Genomic DNA, 24,355 nt, shown 5'->3' with positions numbered 1-24,355 from the left:
CGGTTCCGCATCATGCGCTCATTATAGAACGGCGAAGCTTCACTTCGGTAGCGAACGCATGACAACTCGCCTAGAACTCCACCGTGCCGTCGGCCTTGGTGTGCTGCGCCTTCTTGGCGGTGCGAACCAAGAACTCCTGGTTGGTTTCGGTTTGCTTGAGCGACTTGATGAGCATGTCCATGGCGCGCTCGGTGCTGTTCGTGTTGGCCAGGATACGGCGAACGGCCCAGATGAGCGGCGCCTCCTGCGGATCGAGCAGCAGGTCTTCCTTGCGCGTGCCCGACGCCACCGGATCGATGGCCGGGAAGATGCGGCGGTCGGCCAGGTTGCGATCCAACTTGAGCTCCATGTTGCCCGTGCCCTTGAACTCCTCGAAGATGACTTCGTCCATCTTCGAACCCGTGTCCACCAAAGCCGACGCCAGGATGGTCAGGCTTCCGCCGTGCTCGATGTTGCGCGCGGCTCCCAGGAAGCGCTTGGGCGGATAGAGCGCCGTCGAGTCCACGCCGCCGGACAGGATGCGGCCCGACGCTGGCTGCGCCAGGTTGTACGCGCGCGCCAGGCGCGTGAGCGAGTCCAGCAGCACGACAACGTCCTTGCCACATTCCACCAGGCGCTTCGCACGCTCGATAACCAGCTCGGACACGGCGATGTGGTTTTCGGTAGGCATGTCGAAGGTCGAGGAGATGACTTCGCCCTTGATGGAGCGCTCCATGTCGGTAACCTCTTCGGGGCGCTCGTCAACCAGCAGGCACATGAGGTGCACTTCGGGGTTGTTTGCGCTGATAGCCGCCGCGATGTCTTTGAGGATGGTGGTCTTGCCCGCCTTCGGAGGGCTGACGATCAGGCCGCGCTGACCCTTGCCGATAGGGCTGACCAGGTCGATGACACGCGCCGTGACGGTGTTCTTGCCGTGCTCCATGCTCAGGCACTCGTCCGGGTAGACCGGCGTGAGGTCGCCGAAACGCACGCGGTTGCCCAGCTCCTCGATGGGCGTGCCGTTGACGGACGTGACCTTCTGGATAGCCGCGTACTTTTCGTTCTCGCGGGCGGGACGCGTCTGGCCGCTTACCAGATCGCCTTTGCGCAGGCCGTTGCGACGGATGGTGGACAGGCCCACGTAGCAGTCCGACTCGCTGGGAAGGTAGCCCTGGGTGCGCAGGAAGCCGTAGCCGTCAGCCAGGATGTCCAGAATGCCGGACACCTCGATGAATCCCTCGGCCTTGACGCTTGCCTCGAACACGGCTTCGACCAACTCGGCCTTCTTGAGGCCCGTCACGTCGATCTGCAGCTCCGCAGCCTTTTCGCGCAGCTCGGCAACCTTGAGCTTGTTCAGATCGTCGCGCGACACGCTGGGCTGCATTTCGCGACCGCCCTGATTGCTGTGAGGACGGCGCTGGCGGCGGAAGTTCTGGTTGCCGCCGTTCTGCTGCCCGCCTTGCTTCTGGCGGTTGTTGTTGTTCTGCCTTTGACGGTTGCTCTGATTGGAACCGCCCTTGTTGCTCTGGCCTTGCCCTTGGTTCGGGCGCCTGTTCGTCGAGCCGGAAGACTGCGAAGCCGCGTCCTTGCCGTTCGCCCTGGTCGACTTGCGAGGCGTCTTGCTTGCCTGAGCAGGGCGCTCGGACGCAGACGGATCGGCCTTGTCGCTTTGGGCCGCCGGAGCTTCCTTGCCGGGCTTTTCGACCGCATCCGCCTTCGCAGGTTCCGCCGACTTCTCCGCCTTGCTGGCCGCGGACTTCGTCCTCACGCTTGTGGAACGGCGGCGACGCGGAGTGGGAGCGGAAGGAGCCTCGGGTGCGCCCTCCGCAGTCGATGCTTCGTTTTCGCTCATGCGTTCTGCACTTTCTCCCAGTCCTTCATGAAGGAATCCAGGCCGCGGTCAGTCAGCGGGTGCTGAACCATTTTCTTGAGCACGCCGAACGGAACGGTGGCGATGTCGGCGCCCATGAGGGCCGCCTGCGTCACGTGGTTCGCGCTGCGGATGGAAGCGGCGATGATCTCCACCTGCTCGTGATTGACCGTGTTGTCGGAGTAATCGTAGTTGCCGATAGCCGCAACAACCTTGCTCAGCTGGTCCAAGCCGTCGTCGGAAATGTCGTCGAAGCGACCCACGAACGGGCTGATGTAACGAGCGCCGGCGCGCGCGGCCAGGATGGCCTGCGGCACGCTGAAGCACAGCGTCATGTTGACGGGAATGCCCTCGTCGGCCAACGTGCGCGTGGCGGCCAGGCCCTCGACCATGGTGGGAACCTTCACGACCACGTTCGGGGCGATGGCGGCCAGCTCGCGGCCGTCGCGCACGATCTCGTCGCGCGTCATGGCTACGCTCTCGGCGGAAACCGGTCCGTCCACGATGTCGCAAATGCGCTTGATGTGGTTGTGGAAATCGGACAGCTTGCCGCCCGTGCGCGCGTACAGCGTGGGGTTCGTGGTTACGCCTGCGAGCGCTCCCCAACTAGCCGCTTCCTCGATTTCGGTCAGGTCAGCGGTGTCCAGAAAAAACTTCACCCAGTCCTCCTTATGTTGTGACGTATCAGTGTGAAACGCGCGCGAAGGCGCGCATGAGTCCCGTGAATGAGATGCAATGTGATGGGTTTTCTTCCTTGAAAGGCAAAAGAACTGGCTTTATGGTAGCGCATGTCACCATATCGTTCAAGCAAAAACGAGGTCGATGCATGTATTTGCGATGGAGGTACGGCTACGGATCAGCGCGAACCAGACGAAGGACGCAGATGCGGGGCCGTCTCCGCAACCCTATTCCACGACCCGGTAAAAGCAGCTCCGCGCGCCGGTGTGGCAAGCGGGGCCGGCCGGATTCACCAGAGCGAGCAGCGTGTCGGCGTCGCAATCGTAGCGCAGCTCGACCAGCTTTTGCACGTTGCCCGACGTGGCGCCTTTGTGCCACAGCTCTTGGCGACTGCGGCTCCAGAACACGGTTTCGCCGCGCTCGAGCGTCAAACGCAGGGATTCTTCGCTCATCCACGCCATCATGAGCACCTCGAGCGTGTCGGCGTCCTGCACGATGCACGGCACAAGGCCGGCCTCGTCGTACGAAAAAGCGGAAACGTCCATGATCACAACCTTACCGGGATTCCCTGCGCGCGCATGTGCTCCTTCACCTGGCGCACCGTCAGCTCGCCGAAATGGAACACGCTCGCGGCCAGCACGGCGTCGGCCTCTCCCTCGATGATCCCCTGGGCGAAATGCTCCAGCTTGCCCACGCCGCCGCTTGCGATGACGGGCACGTTCACCGCCCGCGCCACGGCGCGCGTGAGGGCGCAGTCGAACCCGTCGCGGCTGCCGTCGCGGTCCATGCTGGTGAGCAGTATCTCCCCCGCTCCGCGCCGAACCGCTTCCTGCGCCCACTCCACCGCATCGATGCCGGTTGCCTTGCGGCCGCCAGCCACGTACACCTCCCACTTGTTCGGATTGCCCGGCACGCTCTTCGCGTCGATAGCGCATAAGATAGCCTGCGATCCGAACGCCGCCGCGGCCTGGGATATCAGGTCGGGATGAGCCACGGCAGCCGAGTTCACCGACACCTTGTCGGCTCCGGCCGCTATCATGGTGCGCATGTCGGCCACGCTGCGAAACCCGCCCCCCACGCAGTACGGCAGGTGCAGCTCCTCGCTCGCGCGGCTGGCCAGCTCCACCGTAGTGGCCCGGTCGTCGCTCGTGGCGGTGATGTCCAAGAAGATGACTTCGTCGGCCTTCTGCTGATCGTAGCGCTGGGCGAGCTCGATGGGATCGCCCGCATCGCGCAGGTTCACGAAGTTGACGCCTTTGACCACGCGCCCGTTCTTGACGTCCATGCAGGGAATGACCCGTTTTGCCAGCATGCCTGTCCTTTCCTACCCGTCGTTCGCGCCGTCAACAAGAAGCGCTCGGCGATCCTTTTTCGTCCGTTCTACCTTTACTTGCCCTTGAACAGTTTGTCGATCCCTTTTTTGACTGCATCGTACGCCGCACCTGCGGCGGTGGCCATGGATCAACAGGGCATGACGGGCGCCGGATGAGGGTCGTCCGGGCCGATGGCCGGCTTCGTCCGCGGAGCCGCGCCGCACGGGTTCGCCTGCACGGCCGCGGCCTCGGCGGCGCGCGTGGCCGCCTCGCAGGCGCGCACGCCTTCGGCAACCGAAAGCGCGCCTTCGTAGATGGCGCGGCCCGCGATGACGCCCTCGATGCTCGCGGCAACGGGAGCCAAGCGCTCGATGTCGGCTACGCCCGCAACGCCGCCCGACGCGACCACGGGATGTCCGAATGCCTGCGCCATGCGCACGTACGCCTGTGCCTCGATGCCGGTCTGCATGCCGTCGCGCGAAATGTCGGTGTAGATGAGATGGCGAAATCCCATCTGGGAAACGTGACGGGCCAGTTCCTCGGCAGCCACGCCCGATCCTTCGCGCCAGCCGGAAACGGCCACTTCCCCGCCCTTCGCGTCGATGCCCGCAGCCAAAAGCTTGCCGTACGCGTCGATCGCAGCCTCCGCGAACGACGGATCGGCCACGAGCGACGTTCCCAGCACGATGCGCGACACGCCCGCGTCCGCCAGGCGAGCAATGGTGTCGAGCGAGCGGATTCCCCCGCCCACCTCAACCTTGAGCAGGGTCTTTTTGAGGATCCTCTCGATGATGGCGATGTTCTCGGGAACGCCCGACTTCGCGCCGTCCAGATCCACCACGTGCAGCCAGGACGCGCCCTCCTCCTCGAACAGCTGCGCCTGCGCAGCGGGATCGTCGTGGTACACGGTCACCTGGCGGTAATCCCCTTTGGCCAGGCGGACGGCCTTGCCGCCCAGGATGTCGATAGCGGGAAGCAAATGCATGCTAAGCCCCTTTCACGATGTCGACGAAATTGCGCAGCAGCGCCGCGCCCGCATCCGAGCTTTTCTCGGGATGGAACTGCACGCCGAATGCCGCCTGTCCGTACTGCACCACGCTGGGAAACGGCGCGCTGTGCGTAGTCTCAGCTGCAACGAAGAGCCCGGAAGGCGCAACGTAGCTGTGCGTGAAGTAGAAATAGGTGCCCGAAACGATGCCTTCGAGCAAAGGGCAGGACGGATCCGCAACCTCCACCGTGTTCCAACCCACATGGGGCACCTTGTGAAGCCGACCCGCCGTATCGACGGAGGGCATCTTGGCCACCACGCCGGGAAGAACGGCGAGGCCGGGCGCATTGTGCGACGACGCTTCGTCATCGGCCTCGGGGGCGCCTTCGACGCCCTCTTCGAACATGAGGTGCTGGCCCAGGCAAATGCCCAGAAAGGGAGCGCCCGCGGCGATGCGGGCCCGCACGACGTCCATCTGGCCCAGCTCCCGCATGGAGGTCGACGCGTCGGCGAACGCCCCCACGCCCGGCAGCACCACGGCGTCGGCCGTCGCGATGACCGCGGCATCGTCGGTGACCAGCACCTCGCCGCCCGCCGCAGCCAAACCGCGCGCCACGCTTTTCAGGTTCCCCTTATGGTAATCAACAACTGCTATCATCGTTTGCGCATTCCCGTCTCGCCTTGCCGATGCCGTCGGCGGCAGCCTCCCGAGCCCCGCCCCTTCCGCAAGTTCTCGCTGCCTACAGAGCGCCCTTCGTCGTGGGCAGATCGTCCGCCGCGCGCTCGTCGGCTTCCACCGCTTCGCGCAGCGCGCGGGCCGCAGCCTTGAACGCCGCCTCCAGAACATGGTGAACGTTCTCGCCCGCCAACTTCCGCACGTGCAGGGTCACGCCCGCATTCGCGGCGAACGCGATGAAGAACTCCTTGGCCAGCGTTGCGTCGAACCCTCCCAGCATGACGGGCGGCACGTCCACGTCCCAGTGCAGCTGCCCGCGCCCCGAAAGATCGCACGCCGCAAGCACCAGCGCCTCGTCCATGGGAAGCATGATGGATCCGAAGCGGCGGACGCCTCGCTTGTCTTCGAGCGCGCGGGCGAAAGCCTGTCCCAGCACGATGCCGGCGTCCTCCACGCTGTGATGCCCGTCAACCTCCAAGTCGCCTTTGACGCGCACCTCCAAATCGAAGAGCCCATGCCGGCCGAACGCGCACAGCATGTGGTCGAAGAACCCGATGCCCGTCTCCACGTCGGCCCGCCCCGTTCCGTCCAGATCGACGGACAGCCTGATCTGCGTTTCGTTCGTGACGCGCTCGATCCGCGCAACGCGCGATCCCTGCTCGGCCATTGCTACCTCTTCTCCATGACGATGTCGCGCAACGCGCTCAAAAACCGATCGTTCTCCTGCGGCGCGCCGATGCTCACGCGCAGGCAACCCTCCAGATGCGGCGCGCGCGAAAGGTCGCGCACCAAGATGCCGCGCGCATACAGCGCCTCCCATGCCCGAGCCGCGTCCTCCATGCAAAACAGCACGTAGTTCGCATCCGACGGGAACGGCTTCACGCCGGGGATCTTCCGCAGCCCCTCGATCACGCGGGCGCGCTCCTCGATGATGCGCCGAATGCCGGGCTCGAACTTCGCACGATTGCGGTACACCACCCGGGCCACCGCCTGGGACACCGCGTCGACCGAATACGGCTGGCGCACTTTGGCGAACTCGCGCACCACGTCCGCGTCGCCCAGAAGATAGCCCATGCGCACGCCCGCCAGGGAAAACGCCTTCGAGAACGTGCGCAGGATCACCAGGTTCTTGTGGCGGTCGAGATACGGGCGCATGGTTTGCCGCGAGAACTCGAAGTACGCCTCGTCCACCATCACGAGCGCGTCGGTGCAATCCAGCAGCTTCAATATGAAAGCTTCGCTCGCCAGCTGCCCCGTGGGATTGTTCGGGCTGGTCACCACCAGGTAGTCGATATCGCCTTGCGCCACGCGCGCCAGGACCGCATCCTCGTCGATGGAATAATCGGCGCAGCGCGGCACGTCCACCACCGTCGTGCCCGTCAGGCGCGCGTTGTTGTCGTAGACCGAAAAGGTGGGCGGCAGGTTCAAGAACGTGCGACCGGGGCCGCCCCACGCCAGCGCCATGTCGAACAGAAGCTCGTCGCCCCCGTTGCCCACGAGCACCTGGTCGCGGTCGAGCCCGTTCGCCTCGGCTATCATGTCGCGCAGATCGTTGGCCAAAGGATCCGGATAGCGATTGAGCGGCAGGCGCTTCACCTCGCGCATGATCTCGTGCCGTATGTCCTGGTCCACATCGTGGGGGTTTTCGTTCGCCGAAAGAAACGCCTCGGCCGGCAGGTACTTGGGGTCGTACGGCACCAGGTTCGCCAGCTGAGGCGCGGAGCCGCGCACGCTACGCATCGGCACCGCCGTCCCCGGCTCCGAACACGTTGCCGCACTCCAGAAGGTTCTTGCGCATTTCCACGCTCTTCGCATGCGCCCACAGGCCCTCGTGGTCCGCAATGGTCATGACGGCCTCCGCATCATGGGCGAGCGCCGCCGAAGAGTACTGGATGACGCTCGACTTCTTCACGAACTCGTCCACCGAAAGCGGGCTCGCATAGCGCGCCGTGCCCCCCGTGGGCAGCGTGTGGTTCGGACCGGCCACGTAGTCGCCCACGGCCTCGGGCGTCCAGGCGCCCAAGAATATGGCGCCTGCGTTGCGGATGGCACCCAGAAGGTCGAAGGCGTGGTCGACGTGCAGCTCCAAGTGCTCGGGCGCGATGACGTTCACGGCTTCGAGCGCTTGGTCCATGGTCTTGCACACCACCACGAGCCCCTGATCGGCAAGGGACGCAGCCGTGATCTCGGCGCGCGTGGACGATTCCAGATGGCGCTCGATCATGCGCTCGACCTCGTTGGCATACGCTTCGTCGAACGTGACCAGGTAGCATGCCGCCAAGGGATCGTGCTCCGCCTGAGCCATGAGATCGATGGCGACAAGCGCCGGGTCGGCCGTGGAGTCGGCGACCACGCACACTTCGGAGGGCCCGGCGATCATATCGATGCCGACGTCGCCCGAGACGATCTTCTTCGCAGCCGCCACGTACGCGTTGCCCGGGCCCGTGATCTTCGCCACCGGCTCGATGGACTCGGTTCCGTACGCCAGCGCCCCTACGGCCTGGGCGCCGCCCACCGTGTAGATCTCGGTCACGCCCGAGATGCGGCAGGCTTCCAGAATGGCCGCGTCCACGCCCCCGCCGGGAGCGGGAGGCGTCACGCACACGATGCGCGGCACGCCGGCCACGGCAGCGGGCAGGGCGTTCATGAGCACGGTGGACGGGTAGAGCGCGCGGCCGCCCGGCACGTAGATGCCCACCGATTCCAGAGGCTCCACCTTGCTGCCCACGAGCGCGCCGTCCTCGCGCACGGTGAACCAGCTTTGTTGGCGCTGGCGCTCGTGGAAATCGCGGATCTGGTCGGCCGCCTGACGCAGCGCCTTGACCGTGCGGTCGTCGACGCGGGTCACCGCTTCGGCGATGTCGGCATAAGGCACGCGGAAATCTTCCACGCGCACGCCGTCGAAGCGCTCGGTGTAGTCGCGCAGCGCCGCATCGCCGCGCTCGCGCACGTCCTCGATGATGTCGGTGGCCGCCGCAAGAGCAGGTGCGTTGAACGCGCCCGTTCGCTTGAGGTGCGCGTTCGAGAAGATCTCGCCAGGTTGAAGGATGACACGACGCATGGGCTTACTCCTGTTCTGCGTTCTGCTGCGATGCGGGCGCATCCGCGCCCTGCTGCAATGCTTGAGCCAATTGTACGATACGCGCGTCCGTGCGGAACGCGCAGGCGTTCGCGAAGAATCGAGCGGTCGACGACAGCACCTCTTCGACCACCACGAGATCGTTCTCCTTGAGCGTGGTGCCGGTGGCCGTGATGTCCACGATGCGCTCGGCCATGCCCGTCAGGGGAGCCAGCTCTATGTTGCCGTGCAGCTTCACGATCTCCACCTGCGTGCCCGTCTTCGCGTAGTGGGCCTGCGTGATGCGCGGGTACTTCGTAGCCACGCGGATGGACCCCAGCTCGCGATGATGCGCCGCTGTGGCCTCGGCCGCGCCGGCAGGCTCCGCCACCACGAAACGGCATGCGCCGTAGCGCAGGTCCACCAGCTCCACCACGTCGGGCGCGGCCTCCAAAAGCGAGTCCTTCCCGCACATGCCGCAATCGGCGGCGCCCAGCGCAACGAACACGGGCGCGTCGGTGGGCCGCACGATAACGTAGTCCACGCCGGGATTGCTGATGATGAGCTGGCGGCCGGGATCGGCCAGCCCCGATACGTCCAAGCCCGCCTCGGCGAGCGCCTTGACGGTGTCCTTGTTCAGGGAGCCCTTGGGGACCGCGACGCGCAAGGGACGCTCGTCGGCGGCTGCAGCGGCGCGCTCGCGCGCGGCGGCGGCCATCGCCTGCTCCAGGAAGAACGCGAAGCCGGCAGCGGGGCGGCTTTGGCCGTATGCGGCGATCATGTTGTCGTAGCGGCCGCCGCTGCCCAAAGGAGCGCCCAGGCCGGGCGCGTAGGCTTCGAACACGATGCCCGTGTAATAATCGAACGAGCTCATGACCGAGAAATCGATCAAAATGCGCGCGCCGAGCCCGGCTTGCGCAAGCAGATCGTACGTGCGGGCGAAATCGTCCAGGCCGTCTTCGCAGCCCAAGGGCGCCACGAGCGCGCGCACCTCGTCGATGGCCTCGCGGCCGCCTCGAATGCGCGGCAGCGCGCGGATGGCGGCGGCGAACACGGGCGGAACCGCGACGCGACCCGTGAAGCGATCGGGATTCGAAACGGAGTCGACCGGCGGGACCGCCCCCTCGGAGCTTGTCAGGCGATCCAACTCCACGAAGTTCGAGGCGTGGTAAGCATCGAGCACCTGCTCCTTCCACCAAGTCGGCGCGCCGCTTGCCTCCAGAAGCGCGCGCAACACGCCCACGGTAGCCAGCGCCATAGTGCAGTTCCGCACGTCGGCAAGCGCAAGCGCTTCAGCAAGAAGTCCCACTACTTCGGCATCGGCCTCGGGACCCGACACGCCGATGCACTCGACGCCCATCTGCGTAAGTTCGCGCGCGGCGGCTTGCAGCTCCACTTCGGCCTCGCGGAACACGCGCTGCATGTAGCGGAACCGAAACGGCCCGGGCTGACCCGGCAAGCGCGTGGCCACCATGCGCGCGACCTGCAGCGTCACATCGGGGCGCATGGCCAACAGATCGCCCTGCGAGTCGAAGAACTTGAAAGGCGAGCCCGGCAAACGGCCGCTCGCCCGCATGACGTCCATCGCCTCGAGCGTCGGCGTTTCGATGGGCGCATAACCGCACGCCGCGAACCGATCCTGCACCGCGCGCGCAATGAGCTCGCGCTGTCGAGCCTCGTCGGAAAGCACATCCCGGAAACCCGCCGGCGTTGCAAAATTCATCGTTCCCTCTTCCCTGCCCGTCATGGCATCATGCCTGCGCGTCGCATTTCGCTGCGGCGCCGTCAATGCCGCTCTATGCACGATACTCTATCACAGTAGAGTAGTAAAGCAACAGAAATATAGGAGCGATTCCATTTTACGACGCGAACGGTAGCGAGAAGCCCGCCTGTGCACGATTTCGCCGCGAGCCAGCACGGTTCCATGACTTCGAGAGCAATGGACGAATATCACGGGAATGCACCGGATTCGACAAGAGAGCCAGAGATCGAGGAAGCAGCTGGCAGCATCGTGCCTGGTGGGGAAATCGATCGCTGGGATACGACGCGAGCAAACGAACGCAAAACTCGATTATTCGTCCACCTTCGACAAGGGCCGCCGCATGCGCGCAGCGGCCCGCAACCAGTCTAGAACAGCGAGAACTGCTGAGGCTCGAAGGCGTATTCGCAGATGACTTCATCCTCTAGAAGCTCGACCTCATGGGACTCCCAATCCTTCACCGCCACCACGTAGTTGGCGCCGCTCTGCTCGAAAACGAGCGCACCGCCCACCATGCCGATGCAGCGGCCGCCGCATTCGCCCTCGTGCCCATCGGGAATCTGCAGATCGTGCACGTCAGGCGACGGACCGCCGAAATAGTAGGGCGAAAGATCCTGCGCCGGCTCGGCGTCCTCAAGGCCCAAGCGCTCCGCCGTAGCGTCAAGAACGCGCTTCGCCTCGGAAAAGTCGAACCGCGCCTCCACCAGCAGCTTCGTCTTCACGGAAGCGCGCATGGTTTCCAGAACGCCCTGCTGCGAGCACAGCGCGGCCTCCAGCTCGCGCGCATCGTCCGCACAGCCGAACCGTCCCACGATGCGAGCCGCACGAGCGCCCTGCTCGAGCAGGCGCTCGATGCCGCGCGTTTCAGACGAAATGCCGGCCTTCACGTGCTGGGGCGAGAAGTAGGCCAAGTACGTGAAATGCGGCGTCAGATTGTAAGCACGCTGCTGGGCGGAGATGAAGTCGGCATAGTAGAACGAGGGATTGAAGCCCGTCGCCTCGATGCAGGCGGGACACATCGTCTCCTTCGCATCGGGAAGCAGCTCCACGTTGAGCGGGCACGTGCTCTTCACCTGCGTTTCCAAGTCGAAACGCCCCACGCAGCGGCGACGCGGCAACCGCTTGAGCGAGAAAGTCTTGCCCAGAACCGAGAAGCGCAGCTGCTCCGCGCGGTCCACGTCGTTGATCAACAGATAGGGACCGCTCTCATCGAACCCATGCCCCGCCAGAACGGCCGTGCGGCCGTGAAGAAAATTCGTCATGTCGGCATCCTTGTGCAAAATCGTACGGACTGGATCGCTTTTTCGTTCGAAATGATAGCGTACAAGGATCATTCGATGCGAGAACGATCGGGCAAAAGACAAAAATCCCCCGCATCCGAACCATGAGGCTCCGCCGCGCCCCCGACCCCGCCGCCGGAAGCGATCCGCTTCGAAGGAAAGCGTCCTTTGCTCGTGCCCGGTGCTTTATACTATTATCGTTGATGCGTTTACCAGCAAAACGGCCCCTCTGTCATAGAATCGAGGCATCATGACGCGCTCAGCCCCGGCCTCCGTTCCCGCGCCGCTCATCTTCTCGATGATCGCGGCGATCCTGACCGCCGTCCTCTGCATCCTTCCCATGCACGCATACGCCGAGGAGGCAGGAGCGGAAAATCCCTCGATCCCGCAGGTCGTCGGCTCTTTCGACAAGAGCGCGTACGAACCCGGGGATCAGGCGGTCGTCACGTTCTCCGTTGCGAACAACACGCCCGTCACCTGGAACAAGGTACGGCTGGAGGCTCAACTGCCGCAGGGCGTGAAGCTGGCGCGCAACGGCGATGCCACGGCTCGCGAGGTCGACGCGCTGGCGGCCGGCGAAACGATCGAATTGAAGCTGAGCGTGTTGTTTGAGTCCTCCCTGTTCAAGCGGCTGGCGCCCACGGGCGACAACGGAAACGCAGCCGGCATCGCGCTGACAGCCGCAGCGGCTGCGGGCTTCATCGCGCTGGCGGCTGCCACGTTCTCGCGCAAGCAGGCGCGCAGCCGTCGGGCAAGGGGCGCTATGGGAACGCTCATGGGCGTCGTGCTCGTAGCGAGCCTGATGCCCCTGGCGCCGCGCGAGGCCCATGCCGCGGAAACGAGCGAATCCGTTGCCGCAACCTCGTTCATCCTCGAAGGCTCCGCAACGTGCGCCGAGCCCGGCGTCACCGTCCCCGCCACCCTCACGGTGGGATCAACCGATCAGGAGGCCGCGTTCTCGCAAGCGAACGTCGAGGTCGTCAACGGAGCCGCCGCCTCTGCGGGCGCGAAGCGAGCACGGATCAACCTGGTGTCGAACCTGCCGTTCGCCAAGGAGCCGTCAGTTGGTGCCCTGTCGCTCGACGGCGACTTCAAGAACCTGTCCGTCGCCTCCGTCGAGCACGCCGGAACCGCAACGATGCTCGACGGCACCGAAGGGTCGGTCCTCGCCGTCACCCTCGAGGGCGATCTCGGAGCGCCGGGCGCGCGAGGGGTCATAACCCTCGGCCCGGGCTCGTTCGCCGACGCCGGCATAAGCGGCGAAGCCACGCTAGCCGCCGAAGAAGCCCTTATCACGTTCGATGTTACCGAAGGCTCCTACAAGGACGGGATGTTCGCCATCCCCGTCTCGCTCGAGAACGGCCGGTTCGCCGCGGGCGCGCAGGCTGCGCATTTCGCCTTCGCCGATCCGTCCCTGTCCGCTACGTCGTTCGCCGTCGACGCGAACGACGCGACGCGAGGCACCCTTGCCGTAACGGCAGCCGCCGACACGCCGCTCGGCCAGTTCAAGGCGCTGTCCGCCGCCCTCGACGCCAACGACCAGCTTGCCATCGACCCGACCGCCCTCGACGGAGAAGCCCCCGTCGCCATCGCGCACAGCTTCTACAACGACGGAGACGATGCCACCGACGACACCGTCTCCACCGCCGAAGCCGTGGCAGCCGTTCCGTACGGCACCGTCAAAGCGAATAGCGTCACGAAAAACGGGGATGGCTCCCTGGTCGTGCACAACACCGTTGAGTTCGGCGCGCTGGACGGCAGCGTGAACATCACCGACTTCAGCCTGACCGGCAACTCCCAGATATCCCTTCCCGGCCAGGCGCCGACCCTCCCCCCGGATTACAGCCCCAACGAAACCGGGGACGCCGGCATGTTGGAGAGCAATCCCGGAGCCGTGAAGTTCACCGAGGTGCGCAAGAACGGCTTCGATTTCGATTTCGCCATCGACGCCAAAACAGTGAAAGGCTGGTACGGTGCGTACACTGAGAGCGGCCTTACCGAAGAGCAGGCGAACGCGCAGTTCCTCGACGAGATGACGCTGCTCATGCGCGGTCACGAGGTCGATCTGGCCGACGGCGTGGTGCTCAACAAGCTGGGCATCGCCCAAGGGCCTTGCGCCATCAACCTCTCCGACGAATCGTTGGCCAACATCGTGGGCGGAACGGCGCTCTACAGCCAAGAGGACGACATGCGCACCGCGAAAACGGTGTTCGAAGTGCTGGAGAAGCTGGTTTCGGCCATCAGCTATTTCTGCTCGTCCGACCTATCCGACATAGGCCAGGGCATCTCGCAGATCCTGGGCATCATCGCCGCGCTGCTGGAAACCGGCCCCCAATACGACATCAAGGACGTGCTTGACGAGCTGAATCAGATGAAGGGCCAGCTCGCACGCATGGAAACGAGCGTGGACAACCTGGCCATCCAACTGCGCGCCATCGACAAGCGCGGCGGCTTCGAATCGGACTGGTACCAGGTGAAGTGGCTCATGGACCACCTGAACAGCTACGGCACCCTGTACACGGCCACCATCGGCGCCATGTCGCCGGAAGAGCTGGCGAACGAAGGCACGAACGCAAAGGTCTTCGAAGAATTGACGGAAGAGAACCAGAAGACGCTGACGAGCTTCAAGCAAGCCATCGACGCCAAAAACGGGCTGCTCAACACCACCGTGTACGCCGACACGGTGAACCTAGGCAGCATGATTCTTGGAACCGGCACCAAAGACGTGGTGAGCGACTACTACAACTGGATCGAAACCTACTATAACTGGGATCCGGAAACCTTCGAGATCAAAGACGTGTACCTGGGCTGCATGATCACCTCGTACCTGTACGGCTACATGTCGTCCATGGCCTACCTTTCGACGGTCGAGGGCACCGGCACCGATGCCGAGAAGCTCAACGCCAAGCTCGCCAAAGAAGACCTCAGGACCCAGGCCGATCAGGTGCTGCGGAAGCTGGTCGGACAGAAAGAACGCGTCTTCGACCAAACCGAGATGAAGTACAAGGAAGTCTTCGCGAAGTCCCCGCTGCGCCAAGCAACCGAACCGCTTGCAGGCAACAAAATACGCTGCCTGATCAACGATCACGTGTATTCGCTCGACAGCCACACCGGACCGCTGTCCGGTCGCCTGTACGACGACGCGCGCTTCGGAAACGCCTCGTTCGGAAAGAGCGTGGAACGCGACGACGTGCTGATGTACTCGTTCACCGGCGAGCTCAATCTTGCTCAGTGGCAGCAGATGGAAGCGAACCTGCCCCAGATCAGGAAGATCAAGTACAGCCAAAAGCCCCTCAACGACTACGGGCTGAACATGGGCGACGCAAGCAATGTCTTCAGCGAACTGCGCGCGCTCGGCTTCACCATGCTAGCGGTCCGCACTGAAAACACCCATACCGGCGACTACCCCAAGGGACGTCCGAAGCCTCTCGTACAATGGAAGTGCAAGGAGGCGCCGCCCGCGCATGTGGTGGTAAGCGACGCAAGCTACACCAAAGTAAGCGACCAACTGGCAGTTCGCCATGTGCGCACCGTTGCGGTGGATGTGTACGACATCAAAACTTCCCGGGTGATGCGCGGCGTTACGGCCGCGCGGCACGAAAGCGTGTACTGGGTGGGCTACGGCTGGGGCTATCTCCACGACATATGGCCCTGGTGCACCTCGGAGACGAAATACGAAAACAGAGGAGCGGTGTAGACACGCCGGAACAGACGACGAAGGGGACGAGATCCGAATCAGGATCCCGTCCCCTTCTTTTTGCGTAAAGCCCGCTTCAACGATGGCGGCAAGCGAACCGCTTAACCAACCTGCATCGCTTGCACGGCCTGCGACATCGTCCAGGCGAAGTACACGGTCACCACGATGAACACGCTCACCAGCACCTTCGCGACGATATGCCAATCGCTGCGCCATGCAAGCACGATGCCAACCGGCCAGAAGATCACCAGGAAGAAGATGATCCAGAAGGTCTGGTCGTACCACTTCTTAGGATCATCGTCTTCTACCAGGTCGTTCGCGTTCTGTCGCAGATCCTTGCGTTGCCAGTCTCCCGGACGCCTTTCGTTGCCTGCCATGAGTCGCTTCCCTTCCCGCGCATGCCTTCGGACGGTCGTTCCGTCCGACTTTTCGCTACTTCAATCCCACGTACTCCGCGTCAAGGGCATCGTCCAGATACTCCTTGACCGGAGGCTTGCCGTAGTCCTCGACCTCCGACACATGCCAGCAGTCGGTCTTCGGCAGGCCGGGAATGCTGTCGGCTACGAACACCGGGTCGATGCCCTGCTTGCGCTGACGCGTGTAGTCGTCGAGCGCGGCCAGCGCCCATTTGCCCAGAAGCAGGATGGCGATCAAGTTCACCAACGCCATGAAGCCCATGAAGATATCGGCCAGGTTCCACGCCAGGTCGAAGCTGTTGACGGCGCCGTAGAACACCACGACCAAACACACCAGGCGAAACACCGTAAGCACCACTTTGCTGTTGCCCTTGATGAAGCGCAGGTTGCTCTCAGCGTAGAAGTAGTTGCCGATCAAGCTGGAAAACGCGAAGGCGAAGATGGCGAACGTGATGAAGTGAATGCCCATCTCGCCCACCGAGTTGTTGACGGCCATCTGCACAAGCGGCATGCCGTTGAGCGAGGCGGCGGCCTCGGGGTCCTGCACGTAGAACACGAGCACCATCATGGCCGAGCACGTGCAGATGAGCAGCGTGTCGATGTACACCGAAAGGCTCTGCACGAGGCCCTGCTTGACCGGATGCGACACGCTGGCGGTAGCGGCGGCGTTCGGAGCGGAACCCATGCCGGCCTCGTTGGAGTACAGGCCGCGCTTGATGCCCAGCATGACCACCGATCCGGCGAAGCCGCCGAAGATGGACTGGAAATCGAACGCCGAGGCGAACACGAGCGAGAACACGGCCGGCAGCTCGCCGATGTTGACGATAGTGGTCCACAGCGCGATGGCGATGTAGCCGAGCGCCATGATAGGCACGATGATGGAGGTGATGATGCTGATGCGCTTCGCACCGCCGAAAATGACGAACGCGGTCATGACGGCAAGCACGATGCCGCAAGCCACCGCCGCGCCGTTCGTGGCATAGTCGGGAATGTAGTACTCGAGCGCCGACGTCGCGTTGAACGCCTGCAGCCCGTTGAACCCGAACGCAAAGCACAGGATGAGCAGGATGGCGAACACGATGCCCAACCAGCGTGCGCCGAGCGCCTTCTCAATATAGTACGCCGGACCGCCGCGGAACTCGCCGTCCATGCCGCGCACCTTCCAGATCTGCGCGAGCGTGGACTCAATGAACGCCGAAGCCGCGCCGATGACCGCCATCAAGCCCATCCAGAACACCGCGCCCGGACCTCCCGTGGCGATGGCCGTCGCCACGCCGGCGATGTTGCCCGTGCCCACGCGGCTGGCAGTGGAGACCATCAACGCCTGAAACGACGATATGGAACGCTCCCCTTGAACGTGCTTCTTCTCTGTCAGCTGCGTGAACATATCCTTGATGTAGCGGATCTGCACGCCTTTCGTGCGAATGGTGAAGTACACGCCCACGAACACGAGCAGGATCAGCAGAATGTACGTGTACAGGTACCCGCTTATCTCGCCGGTGAGGTTCACCAGCATTTCGTTGATGTCCATTCATCCCCTTTCTCGAAACCCTGCGGACCGTCGCCCTTCCTCGAAGAGCGACGGTCCGCCACGTTAGCCCAGCTTGCTTGCAAGCAGCTCGTTGATGACCTTCGGGTTGCCCTGGCCGCGCATCTCCTTCATGCACTGGCCCACGAAGAACCCGATCAAACCCGTCTTGCCGCCGCGATACTGCTCCACCTTGTCGGGGTTCGCGGCCAGAACCGCGTCCACCACCGCCTCGATGGCACCCGTGTCCGACACCTGCTTCATGCCGCGCTCGTCGACGATGGCCGACGGATCCTTGTCCTCGTCGAGCACAGCAGCGAACACTTCCTTGGCCTGCTTGGACGAGATGACGTCCTGGGCCTGCAAGCCCACCAGCTCGATCGCACGCGCAGGCGTGAGCGGCGAAGATGCCAAATCGACGCCCTCGTGAGCGTTCAGGTACGCCGTCACGTCGTTGATGACCAGGTTCGCCACCGGCTTCGCCAGACTGCCTGCGTCGGCGCCCGCCGCCTGCATGCACTCCTCGAAGAAGTTCGCCGTGACGCGATGGTCCACCAGATGGCGCGCATCGTAGGACGTGAGCCCGAACGCGTCCTCGAAGCGGGCCGCCTTCTGAGCGGGCAGCTCGGGAAGCTTCGCGCGCACCGACTCGATCCACTCGTCGGACAGGTCGTAGGGAGCCAGGTCGGGATCGGGGAACAGACGGTAGTCGTCGGCCGTCTCCTTCACGCGCATGACGATGGTGCGCTTCTGGGACGGGTCCCAGTGGCGCGTCTCCTGGTAGATCTGGCCGCCCTCCTCGAGCACCTCGGCCTGACGGCAGATCTCGTAGGCCAAGCCGTCGTGGAGGTTCTTGAAGCTGTTCATGTTCTTGAGCTCGGTCTTCACGCCGAACTCCTTCGCACCCCGACGGCGCAGCGACACGTTGCCGTCGCAGCGCATGCTGCCCTCTTCCATCGAGCAGTCCGAGATGCCGAGCGCCAGGTAGATCTGGCGCAGCTTCTGCATGAACAGGCGCGCCTCTTCGGGCGTGCGCAGATCGGGCTCGGTCACCAGCTCGGTCAGCGGCGTGCCGGCACGGTTGTAGTCCACCAGCGAATGCGTGGCTCCGGCAATGCGGCCCTCGCCGCCGCCTACGTGCACCATCTTGCCCGCGTCCTCTTCCATGTGGATGCGCGTGATGCCCACGTGCGCGGTGTAGCCGTCGGCCGTGCGCGTCACGTTGCCGCGGCTCTCGCCCACCTCGAGCCCGTCCAGGTCGATGCGCTCCTTCGCAGCCGGGCCGTCCACGTCCAAATCCAAATGCCCGCGCATGCAGAAGGCAACGGGGCCCTGCGTGGTCTGGAAGTTCTTGGACATGTCGGGGTACATGTACGTCTTGCGGTAGAACATCGAGTGCTTCTCGATGTCGCAGTTCGTGGCCAAGCCCGCCAGCACGATGGACTCGATGGCGGAGCGGTTGGGGACCGGCAGCGCCCCGGGAAGCCCCAGGCACACGGGGCACGTGTGGGTGTTCGGCTCCGCGCCGAATTCCAGCTTGCAGCCGCAGAACATCTTGGTGTCGAGCGTAGTCAGCTCGGCATGGATCTCAAGGCCGATGACGGCCTCCCAATCCTGCAGGACCTCTTCAAGCTTGCGCATGGCTATTCACCTGCCCTTTCCACCTGCGAGGAGGCGTCGCCGGCGGCGCCTTCCCCCGTTAGCAAACCCGGCAGATCGACGCCCGGAACCGCGTCGGCAGCGTCGGGGATGATCGCAGGTGCGGCCTTGACAGCCGGGGCCTCGCCTGCGAAGGCCGGCGCCACAGGAGCCGGGCCGTACACCGTTTCGAGCGCGGCGGCTACGCGCAGCATGTTCTCGTCCTTGAACGGAGGGGCGATGAGCTGCACGCCCACGGGCAGCCCCGTTTCGGTACCCAGTCCCACCGGCATGCTCATGCCGCCGTTGCCGGCGATGTTGATGGAGATGGTGAACATGTCGGATAAGTACATCTCCGTGGGGTCCGACACCTCGCCGAACGTGAACGCCGTGCGCGGGGCAACGGGCGAGAGAATGCAATCGACCTGCTCGTAGGCGCGCGCATAGTCCTGCGTGATGAGCGTGCGGACCTGCTGCGCCGGGTAATAGTACTGCTCGTACACGCCCGCGGACAGCAAGTAGCTGCCCAGCATAATGCGGCGGCGCGCCTCCGGGCCGAAGCCCTTCGCGCGACTGGCCTCGTACTGGCCGCCCAGGTCTTTGTGCCCCGGGTCGCAGTAGCCGTAGCGCACCGAATCGAAGCGCGCCAGGTTGCTGAACGCCTCGCATGGGCCCAGCACGTAATACGCGCTCATGGCGGCCTGCGCGTTGGGCAGGTCCACCTCGACCAGCTCGGCGCCCAGTGCGCGCAGATGCTCGGCCGCTTCCTCGACCTTCGCCTTCACTTCCGACGTCAAGCCCTGCGCATTCATGAACGCCGGCACGATGCCGATCTTCATGCCGCGCACGCCCTCCGCCAGATTCGCGGTGAAGTCCGTGCGCACGTCTTGGCTGGTGCAGTCGAGCGCATCGCGGCCGGAAATGGCGTTCAGCGCGAACGCCGCGTCCTCGACCGAGCGCGCGAACGGCCCCACCTGGTCGAGCGAGCTGCCGAACGCCACCACGCCGTACCGCGAGACCACGCCGTACGTGGGCTTGACGGCCACGATGCCGCAGAAGCTGCCGGGCTGGCGGATGGAACCGCCCGTGTCGCTGCCGAGCGAAATGGTGGCCAGGCCCGCAGCCACGGCCGATGCGCTTCCGCCCGAAGAGCCGCCCGGAACGCGGGAGAGGTCCCAGGGGTTCTTGGTGGCGCCGAACGCGCTGGTCTCCGTGGAGGAGCCGAACGCGAACTCGTCCATGTTGAGCTTGCCGAGCGGGATGCCGCCGGCCTCGATGGTGCGCGCGGCGCACGTGGCGGTGTACGGGGATACGTAGTTGGCCAGCATGCGCGACGAGCACGTGGTATGGGTGCCCGCCAGGTTCATGTTGTCCTTGAACGCCACCGGCACGCCCGCAAGGGGGCCGACCGCAGCCAGATTGCCGGCCGCCACGGCGGCGTCCACCTTCGAAGCCTGCTCGAAGGCCAGCTGCTGCGTGGTTTCAAGGTACGCATGCGTGGCGCCGTCGAGCGCGCGCACGCGAGCGAGCGATGCCTCGGCGATCTCGCGCGCCGAGAACTCCTTCGCGGCAAGACCTTCCCGAATGGCGCGCACGCTCATGCAGGTGAACGCGTTGCTTGCTTGCGTCATCAGCGATCGCCCCCTTCGCCCAGAATGGACGGGATGAGAAAGCTGCCGTCCTGCTGCTTGGGCGCGTTCTCGAGCGCAACCTCCTGGGAAAAGCCGGGCTCTTCGGCATCCTCGCGCATGACGTTGGACAGGCCGCCGATGGGATGGAAGGTGGGTTCGACCCCGTCGAGGTCGTATTCGGTGATGGGCTTCAGGCTGTCCACGATGGCGTTGAGATCGACGGTCATTTGCGCCACCTCGTCTGCCGACAGCCCGATGCGCGCGTACTCCGCGATGTCGCGGACGTCGCGTTCGGTCAAATGCTGGGTCATAGGGCTTGCTCTTTCCTTCTCTCGTTTTCACCCGCATCGCGCGCTTTGCGGCAACGGGGGTGGAAGAGGTGAAACCATAACCGAACCATAATAGCAAACCCGCAGCCCCTGCGGCGAAATACGCCCTATGCGCTTGGATATTTCTTGGCCGCGCGGGGCATGCGGAGACGCGCGGGCGCAAGGGACGTGCGTGAAGGGCGCGGGTGCAGACACTGCCCATGGTCACGCTTTCTGCACGGTTTTGCCCTCAATGTTGCGCATGGTTCGCGCATTGGACGCGCCCTCCCTTGGAAGCGTGCACCCCCGCGGACGTTTTACCTGGTCGCACAGGGGCGGGATCGGGGCGGACCAAGCCGAGCGCAACATTGAGGGCAAAAGCGTGCATCGCAAGCTTGATTCGCGCCCAGGCTCTCAAGAACCATCTTCGCTTGAGGATGAAATCCGTAGACCCAATCGCCGCGGAAGCCCCGCCCGCCCACGCCAAGACGCGGCTCCCGCGGCGATTGACAGCGAAAAAGACGCCGATAAGGCGAAGGACGGGACTCGATACCGGCGAGCGCGCTCCCCGACATCGGACAAAGCGGCTCCGACACGCCCCCCATACCACTTGACGCCTTATACTATGTATCATATAGTATAAGGCGTCAAGGAGGTATACGATGGATGCACAACTGAAGCGAGGATTCCTCGACGTCTGCGTGCTCGCGTCGATCAACCAGCAAGATTCCTACGGGTACCAAATAGTCAAAGACGTTCCCGAAAGCCTGCACCTCACGGAATCGACGCTGTATCCCCTGCTCAAACGATTGGAAGCAGCGGGATATCTGACCGTGTACGCAGTCGAGCACAATGGGCGCTTGCGCAAGTACTATCGAATCACGCCAGAGGGCGCTGCCTACTTGAACACCTTCCTGGACGAATGGGATGACGTCATGAACGTCTACGACTATGTAAAACGAGGTGCAAACCGATGAACAAATCAGAATTCGCACGCGAGCTGCGACGGGCATTGGGCAAACTGCCATCATACGAAGTGGAGCAGTCGATCAACTTTTACACGGAGGCCATCGAGGACAGGATCGAAGACGGCATGACCGAGCACGAAGCCGTAGCCGCGCTCGGCCCCGTCGATGCGATCGCAGCGCAGATCATCGCCGAAACGCCGCCCATCCCGAAGGCCATCGCGAAAGCGAACACCGGCAGCCGCACGCTCAATATCGTGCTGCTGGCCGTGCTCTCCCCCATCTGGGTGACGCTGGCGTTGGCGTTCGCTATCGCAGTGCTCTCCATCTACCTGGCCATTTGGAGCGTCGTCGTGGCGCTATGGGCCGCCGTGATCGCACTGCTGCTGTGCGCGCCCATCGGCGCATTCAGCCTCGCTTGGTGCGCGACCACCGGATACCCGATCTCGGGCGCCTGGATCTTCGGCTGCGGGCTTGCCGGCGCCGGCATAGGGCTGTTCTCCTGGTTCGGCGTCCTCGCTGCCAGCAAGGGCCTCATCAGGCTCACCCACACGTTCGCCCGCTGGGTAAAGGGCCTGTTCATCAAGCTGCAGAACAACGACGCCAACCCGACCGCACCGGAAGGAGCAACCCATGTCCAAAGGTAAGAAGACGTTGCTTATCGTGGCAACGGCCCTCGTCGTCAGCGGCTGCGTCATCTCCTTCGGTGCGTTCGCGGCGGCCGGGTTCAATCCCGAGAACCTCTCGACCGAATCACGCAGCTGGACTCCCGCCACGAAGACGTTCCGCCCTGAAGCGGAAAGTCCCCATACCGCCATCGTCCTGCGCGACGCGGGTGAAAACGTGCGCATCGAGGCAACCGACGGCGACGCCATCGAGGTGACGTACTGGACGAACGAGCGGAAGCGCTTCGACGTGGCGGACAGCGGCGGCACCGTCGTCATCGAGGGCACGCGGGAATCGTACCTCGGCATCATGATGGTCGGATCGTTCGAGGACCACACCACCGTCGTAAAGATCCCGCGCGGCTACGCCGGCACGCTCGACATCGACCTTATGGGGGGCAACCTGGATATGACCGACCTGACCGGCCTGGATTCCGTCACGGCGAAGACCGCGAGCGGCGACGTCAGGCTCGCCCGCCTCGCCGCCAACGACATCACGACGAGCACGGCCAGCGGCAACGTGCGAGCATCGAACGTTCGGTGCTCGCAGCTGAACGCCACCACGATGAGCGGCGACGTGGAGCTCTCCGACATCGAAGCGTCCGAGATCGTGAAGCTCGACACAACGAGCGGCAGCCACCTGCTGCGGGGCGTGAACACCCTCGCCCTCAACGCGCAGATAGGCAGCGGCGACATCCTGGCAACGGGCGTATCTGCCGTCGACGCAACGTTCGATGCCTCGAGCGGCAGCGTGAGCGCCTCGTTCGTCGGATCGGATCGCGAGTACGCCATCGAAGCCTCGTCGACGAGCGGCAGCGTGCATGCTCCGGCGGGCAGCGCCACGGCTTCGCGCCGCGTGAGCGCCCGCACGATGAGCGGCGACGTGACGCTCACGTTCTCCGGCGGCGGCGCGAGCGGCAGCGAAAGCAGCGCCCCGAGCCCGTCATCCTTCCCCGAAGCGCCCGAAGCGCCTACGGCTCCGACCTTCTAAAACCCCTGCGCGCAACATGGAGGAGGCCCGAGGCAACCGCTGCGGGCCTCCTCCGTACAGCAAGCAGACGGCTTTACTCGGCTGCAAGATCGAGCAGAATGTAATGCGCCGGCTCGACGGCCCGCACGACCACCTCGCGCTCCGCGGTGATCTCGGCGGCATCGCCCTCTTCAAGCGCGAATCCGTTCACCGTGCCCTCGCCTTCGATCTGCACGAGGTACGCCTGGCGACCGGGCTCGAGGTCGTAGCGCAGCTCCTCGCCCTCGCCTATCGCGGAAACCGAGATGCGCACGTCCTGATGCACTCGAATGGGGCCGTCCTGCGACCCCGACGCCACAAGGAGCCACGTGCCCACGCGATCCTCCCAGGCGAAGCGACGATCCCCGTAATCGGGATCGAGGTTCTGCTCATCGGGCGTAATCCATATCTGCAGGAACCGCAACGAATGCTCGGTCTTGTTGAACTCGCTGTGCAGGATTCCCGTGCCGGCGCTCATGTACTGCACGTCGCCACGACCCAAACGGTTCCCGTTGCCCAAACTGTCGCGGTGCGTGAGCTCGCCTTGCACCACGTAGCTCAGTATCTCCATGTTGTCGTGAGGATGGGTGTCGAAGCCGCCGTATGCGTCGAACACGTCGTCGTTGAGCACGCGCAGCGCCCCGAACCGCATGTTGTCGGGATTGTAGTACTCGGCAAACGAGAAATGGAACCTGCTGTGCAACCATCCGTGCTCGCCCGAGCCCATGCTCGCGCTCTTGACGACGTTGACCATGGCGAACTCCTTCAGTCGAGGGTTTCGCTCATCATAGCGCGCGAACATCGCCGCAACATGGCGGATGCATGACGGGGCGGCAACAGTCGACGCTCGACCGACACGGCCGATCGAGCGCCGAAAGCGAACCGCGTTGCCGCTGC

The 24,355-nt window shown here is 64.2% G+C and carries 21 protein-coding genes; 4 read left to right on the top strand and 17 right to left on the bottom strand.

Going from position 1 to position 24,355, the window contains the following annotated elements:
• Window positions 1–70: 70 nt before the first annotated feature.
• The 11 genes from rho to DMP08_RS04245 all read right to left on the bottom strand — a co-directional run bounded on the left by rho (window position 71) and on the right by DMP08_RS04245 (window position 11,583).
• Window positions 71–1,831, bottom strand: coding sequence for a transcription termination factor Rho (gene rho / locus DMP08_RS04295; protein WP_123191739.1), 1,761 nt, complete (start codon window positions 1,829–1,831; stop codon window positions 71–73).
• Window positions 1,828–2,508 carry a fructose-6-phosphate aldolase gene (fsa, locus tag DMP08_RS04290; RefSeq protein WP_114567867.1) on the bottom strand — a complete coding sequence of 227 codons (681 nt, stop codon included), beginning with the start codon at window positions 2,506–2,508 and terminating at the stop codon, window positions 1,828–1,830. Before fsa ends, rho begins: the two co-directional genes overlap by 4 nt.
• 246 nt (window positions 2,509–2,754) lie before the next feature.
• Window positions 2,755–3,072: a phosphoribosyl-AMP cyclohydrolase gene (hisI, locus tag DMP08_RS04285; protein WP_123191792.1), complete on the bottom strand. Its 318-nt coding sequence runs from the start codon at window positions 3,070–3,072 to the stop codon at window positions 2,755–2,757.
• A 2-nt stretch (window positions 3,073–3,074) separates the two neighbouring features.
• Complete coding sequence (gene hisF, locus DMP08_RS04280; protein WP_123191738.1) at window positions 3,075–3,839, bottom strand: imidazole glycerol phosphate synthase subunit HisF; 765 nt, start codon at window positions 3,837–3,839, stop codon at window positions 3,075–3,077.
• A 149-nt stretch (window positions 3,840–3,988) separates the two neighbouring features.
• Window positions 3,989–4,825: a 1-(5-phosphoribosyl)-5-[(5-phosphoribosylamino)methylideneamino]imidazole-4-carboxamide isomerase gene (hisA, locus tag DMP08_RS04275; RefSeq protein ID WP_123191737.1), complete on the bottom strand. Its 837-nt coding sequence runs from the start codon at window positions 4,823–4,825 to the stop codon at window positions 3,989–3,991.
• Between the two features lies 1 nt (window position 4,826).
• Window positions 4,827–5,486, bottom strand: a complete 660-nt coding sequence (gene hisH, locus DMP08_RS04270; RefSeq protein WP_123191736.1) for an imidazole glycerol phosphate synthase subunit HisH — start codon at window positions 5,484–5,486, stop codon at window positions 4,827–4,829.
• 82 nt (window positions 5,487–5,568) lie between these two features.
• Window positions 5,569–6,171, bottom strand: a complete 603-nt coding sequence (gene hisB / locus DMP08_RS04265; RefSeq protein ID WP_123191735.1) for an imidazoleglycerol-phosphate dehydratase HisB — start codon at window positions 6,169–6,171, stop codon at window positions 5,569–5,571.
• A 2-nt stretch (window positions 6,172–6,173) separates the two neighbouring features.
• Entirely contained in the window at window positions 6,174–7,244 is a 1,071-nt protein-coding gene (hisC, locus tag DMP08_RS04260; protein WP_123191734.1) for a histidinol-phosphate transaminase, read from the bottom strand.
• Window positions 7,237–8,565, bottom strand: a complete 1,329-nt coding sequence (gene hisD / locus DMP08_RS04255; RefSeq protein ID WP_123191733.1) for a histidinol dehydrogenase — start codon at window positions 8,563–8,565, stop codon at window positions 7,237–7,239. Before hisD ends, hisC begins: the two co-directional genes overlap by 8 nt.
• Window positions 8,566–8,569: 4 nt before the next feature.
• Entirely contained in the window at window positions 8,570–10,285 is a 1,716-nt protein-coding gene (gene hisZ / locus DMP08_RS04250) for an ATP phosphoribosyltransferase regulatory subunit (protein ID WP_123191732.1), read from the bottom strand.
• 404 nt (window positions 10,286–10,689) lie between these two features.
• A complete protein-coding gene (locus DMP08_RS04245; RefSeq protein ID WP_123191731.1) occupies window positions 10,690–11,583 on the bottom strand; it encodes a DUF2797 domain-containing protein in 894 nt (297 codons plus the stop codon).
• A 268-nt stretch (window positions 11,584–11,851) separates the two neighbouring features.
• On the opposite strand from DMP08_RS04245, the gene DMP08_RS04240 reads away from it, so the two are divergent.
• Complete coding sequence (locus tag DMP08_RS04240; RefSeq protein ID WP_123191730.1) at window positions 11,852–15,298, top strand: DUF11 domain-containing protein; 3,447 nt, start codon at window positions 11,852–11,854, stop codon at window positions 15,296–15,298.
• A 101-nt stretch (window positions 15,299–15,399) separates the two neighbouring features.
• Here the strand turns inward: DMP08_RS04240 and DMP08_RS04235 are convergent, their stop codons facing one another.
• The 5 genes from DMP08_RS04235 to gatC form a co-directional block, all read right to left on the bottom strand.
• Entirely contained in the window at window positions 15,400–15,675 is a 276-nt protein-coding gene (locus DMP08_RS04235; protein ID WP_123191729.1) for a holotricin-3, read from the bottom strand.
• A gap of 55 nt (window positions 15,676–15,730) precedes the next feature.
• Window positions 15,731–17,245 (bottom strand): alanine/glycine:cation symporter family protein, encoded by a 1,515-nt coding sequence (locus DMP08_RS04230; RefSeq protein ID WP_123191728.1) that lies wholly within the window; start codon window positions 17,243–17,245, stop codon window positions 15,731–15,733.
• Between the two features lie 63 nt (window positions 17,246–17,308).
• Entirely contained in the window at window positions 17,309–18,883 is a 1,575-nt protein-coding gene (gene gatB / locus DMP08_RS04225) for an Asp-tRNA(Asn)/Glu-tRNA(Gln) amidotransferase subunit GatB (protein ID WP_123191727.1), read from the bottom strand.
• 2 nt (window positions 18,884–18,885) lie between these two features.
• Window positions 18,886–20,511: an Asp-tRNA(Asn)/Glu-tRNA(Gln) amidotransferase subunit GatA gene (gene gatA, locus DMP08_RS04220; protein WP_123191726.1), complete on the bottom strand. Its 1,626-nt coding sequence runs from the start codon at window positions 20,509–20,511 to the stop codon at window positions 18,886–18,888.
• Window positions 20,511–20,822 (bottom strand): Asp-tRNA(Asn)/Glu-tRNA(Gln) amidotransferase subunit GatC, encoded by a 312-nt coding sequence (gene gatC, locus DMP08_RS04215; protein WP_123191725.1) that lies wholly within the window; start codon window positions 20,820–20,822, stop codon window positions 20,511–20,513. The genes gatA and gatC overlap by 1 nt, the downstream gene beginning before the upstream one ends.
• Window positions 20,823–21,481: 659 nt before the next feature.
• Between gatC and DMP08_RS04210 the strand changes: the two genes are divergently transcribed.
• From DMP08_RS04210 to DMP08_RS04200, 3 genes are read left to right on the top strand one after another with little or no spacing between them, the layout of a single operon-like run.
• The gene (locus tag DMP08_RS04210) at window positions 21,482–21,796 is read left to right on the top strand and encodes a PadR family transcriptional regulator (protein WP_123191724.1); all 315 of its coding nucleotides are present in this window, start codon (window positions 21,482–21,484) and stop codon (window positions 21,794–21,796) included.
• The gene (locus DMP08_RS04205) at window positions 21,793–22,431 is read left to right on the top strand and encodes a DUF1700 domain-containing protein (protein ID WP_123191723.1); all 639 of its coding nucleotides are present in this window, start codon (window positions 21,793–21,795) and stop codon (window positions 22,429–22,431) included. The genes DMP08_RS04210 and DMP08_RS04205 overlap by 4 nt, the downstream gene beginning before the upstream one ends.
• Entirely contained in the window at window positions 22,418–23,440 is a 1,023-nt protein-coding gene (locus DMP08_RS04200; RefSeq protein ID WP_123191722.1) for a DUF4097 domain-containing protein, read from the top strand. Before DMP08_RS04205 ends, DMP08_RS04200 begins: the two co-directional genes overlap by 14 nt.
• A gap of 73 nt (window positions 23,441–23,513) precedes the next feature.
• On the opposite strand, the gene DMP08_RS04195 is transcribed toward DMP08_RS04200, so the two are convergent.
• Window positions 23,514–24,212 carry a pirin family protein gene (locus DMP08_RS04195; RefSeq protein WP_123191721.1) on the bottom strand — a complete coding sequence of 233 codons (699 nt, stop codon included), beginning with the start codon at window positions 24,210–24,212 and terminating at the stop codon, window positions 23,514–23,516.
• Window positions 24,213–24,355 lie beyond the last annotated feature (143 nt).

The sequence above is a fragment of the Paraeggerthella hongkongensis genome (assembly GCF_003726035.1).
Taxonomy (GTDB): Bacteria; Actinomycetota; Coriobacteriia; order Coriobacteriales; family Eggerthellaceae; genus Paraeggerthella; species Paraeggerthella hongkongensis.
The sequence above is the reverse complement of the archived record's forward strand: the minus strand, read 5'-3'. Positions and strand labels throughout refer to the sequence as shown.

Bases quoted from the DNA above. Each gene is read 5' to 3' on its own strand.
- rho (WP_123191739.1), bottom strand. From the start codon at position 1,831: ATGAGCGAAAACGAAGCATCGACTGCGGAGGGCGCACCCGAGGCTCCT.
- hisI (WP_123191792.1), bottom strand. From the start codon at position 3,072: ATGGACGTTTCCGCTTTTTCGTACGACGAGGCCGGCCTTGTGCCGTGC.
- hisF (WP_123191738.1), bottom strand. From the start codon at position 3,839: ATGCTGGCAAAACGGGTCATTCCCTGCATGGACGTCAAGAACGGGCGC.
- hisA (WP_123191737.1), bottom strand. From the start codon at position 4,825: ATGCATTTGCTTCCCGCTATCGACATCCTGGGCGGCAAGGCCGTCCGC.
- hisH (WP_123191736.1), bottom strand. From the start codon at position 5,486: ATGATAGCAGTTGTTGATTACCATAAGGGGAACCTGAAAAGCGTGGCG.
- hisB (WP_123191735.1), bottom strand. From the start codon at position 6,171: ATGGCCGAGCAGGGATCGCGCGTTGCGCGGATCGAGCGCGTCACGAAC.
- hisC (WP_123191734.1), bottom strand. From the start codon at position 7,244: ATGCGTAGCGTGCGCGGCTCCGCGCCTCAGCTGGCGAACCTGGTGCCG.
- hisD (WP_123191733.1), bottom strand. From the start codon at position 8,565: ATGCGTCGTGTCATCCTTCAACCTGGCGAGATCTTCTCGAACGCGCAC.
- hisZ (WP_123191732.1), bottom strand. From the start codon at position 10,285: ATGAATTTTGCAACGCCGGCGGGTTTCCGGGATGTGCTTTCCGACGAG.
- DMP08_RS04245 (WP_123191731.1), bottom strand. From the start codon at position 11,583: ATGACGAATTTTCTTCACGGCCGCACGGCCGTTCTGGCGGGGCATGGG.
- DMP08_RS04240 (WP_123191730.1), top strand. From the start codon at position 11,852: ATGACGCGCTCAGCCCCGGCCTCCGTTCCCGCGCCGCTCATCTTCTCG.
- DMP08_RS04235 (WP_123191729.1), bottom strand. From the start codon at position 15,675: ATGGCAGGCAACGAAAGGCGTCCGGGAGACTGGCAACGCAAGGATCTG.
- DMP08_RS04230 (WP_123191728.1), bottom strand. From the start codon at position 17,245: ATGGACATCAACGAAATGCTGGTGAACCTCACCGGCGAGATAAGCGGG.
- gatB (WP_123191727.1), bottom strand. From the start codon at position 18,883: ATGCGCAAGCTTGAAGAGGTCCTGCAGGATTGGGAGGCCGTCATCGGC.
- gatA (WP_123191726.1), bottom strand. From the start codon at position 20,511: ATGACGCAAGCAAGCAACGCGTTCACCTGCATGAGCGTGCGCGCCATT.
- gatC (WP_123191725.1), bottom strand. From the start codon at position 20,822: ATGACCCAGCATTTGACCGAACGCGACGTCCGCGACATCGCGGAGTAC.
- DMP08_RS04210 (WP_123191724.1), top strand. From the start codon at position 21,482: ATGGATGCACAACTGAAGCGAGGATTCCTCGACGTCTGCGTGCTCGCG.
- DMP08_RS04205 (WP_123191723.1), top strand. From the start codon at position 21,793: ATGAACAAATCAGAATTCGCACGCGAGCTGCGACGGGCATTGGGCAAA.
- DMP08_RS04200 (WP_123191722.1), top strand. From the start codon at position 22,418: ATGTCCAAAGGTAAGAAGACGTTGCTTATCGTGGCAACGGCCCTCGTC.
- DMP08_RS04195 (WP_123191721.1), bottom strand. From the start codon at position 24,212: ATGGTCAACGTCGTCAAGAGCGCGAGCATGGGCTCGGGCGAGCACGGA.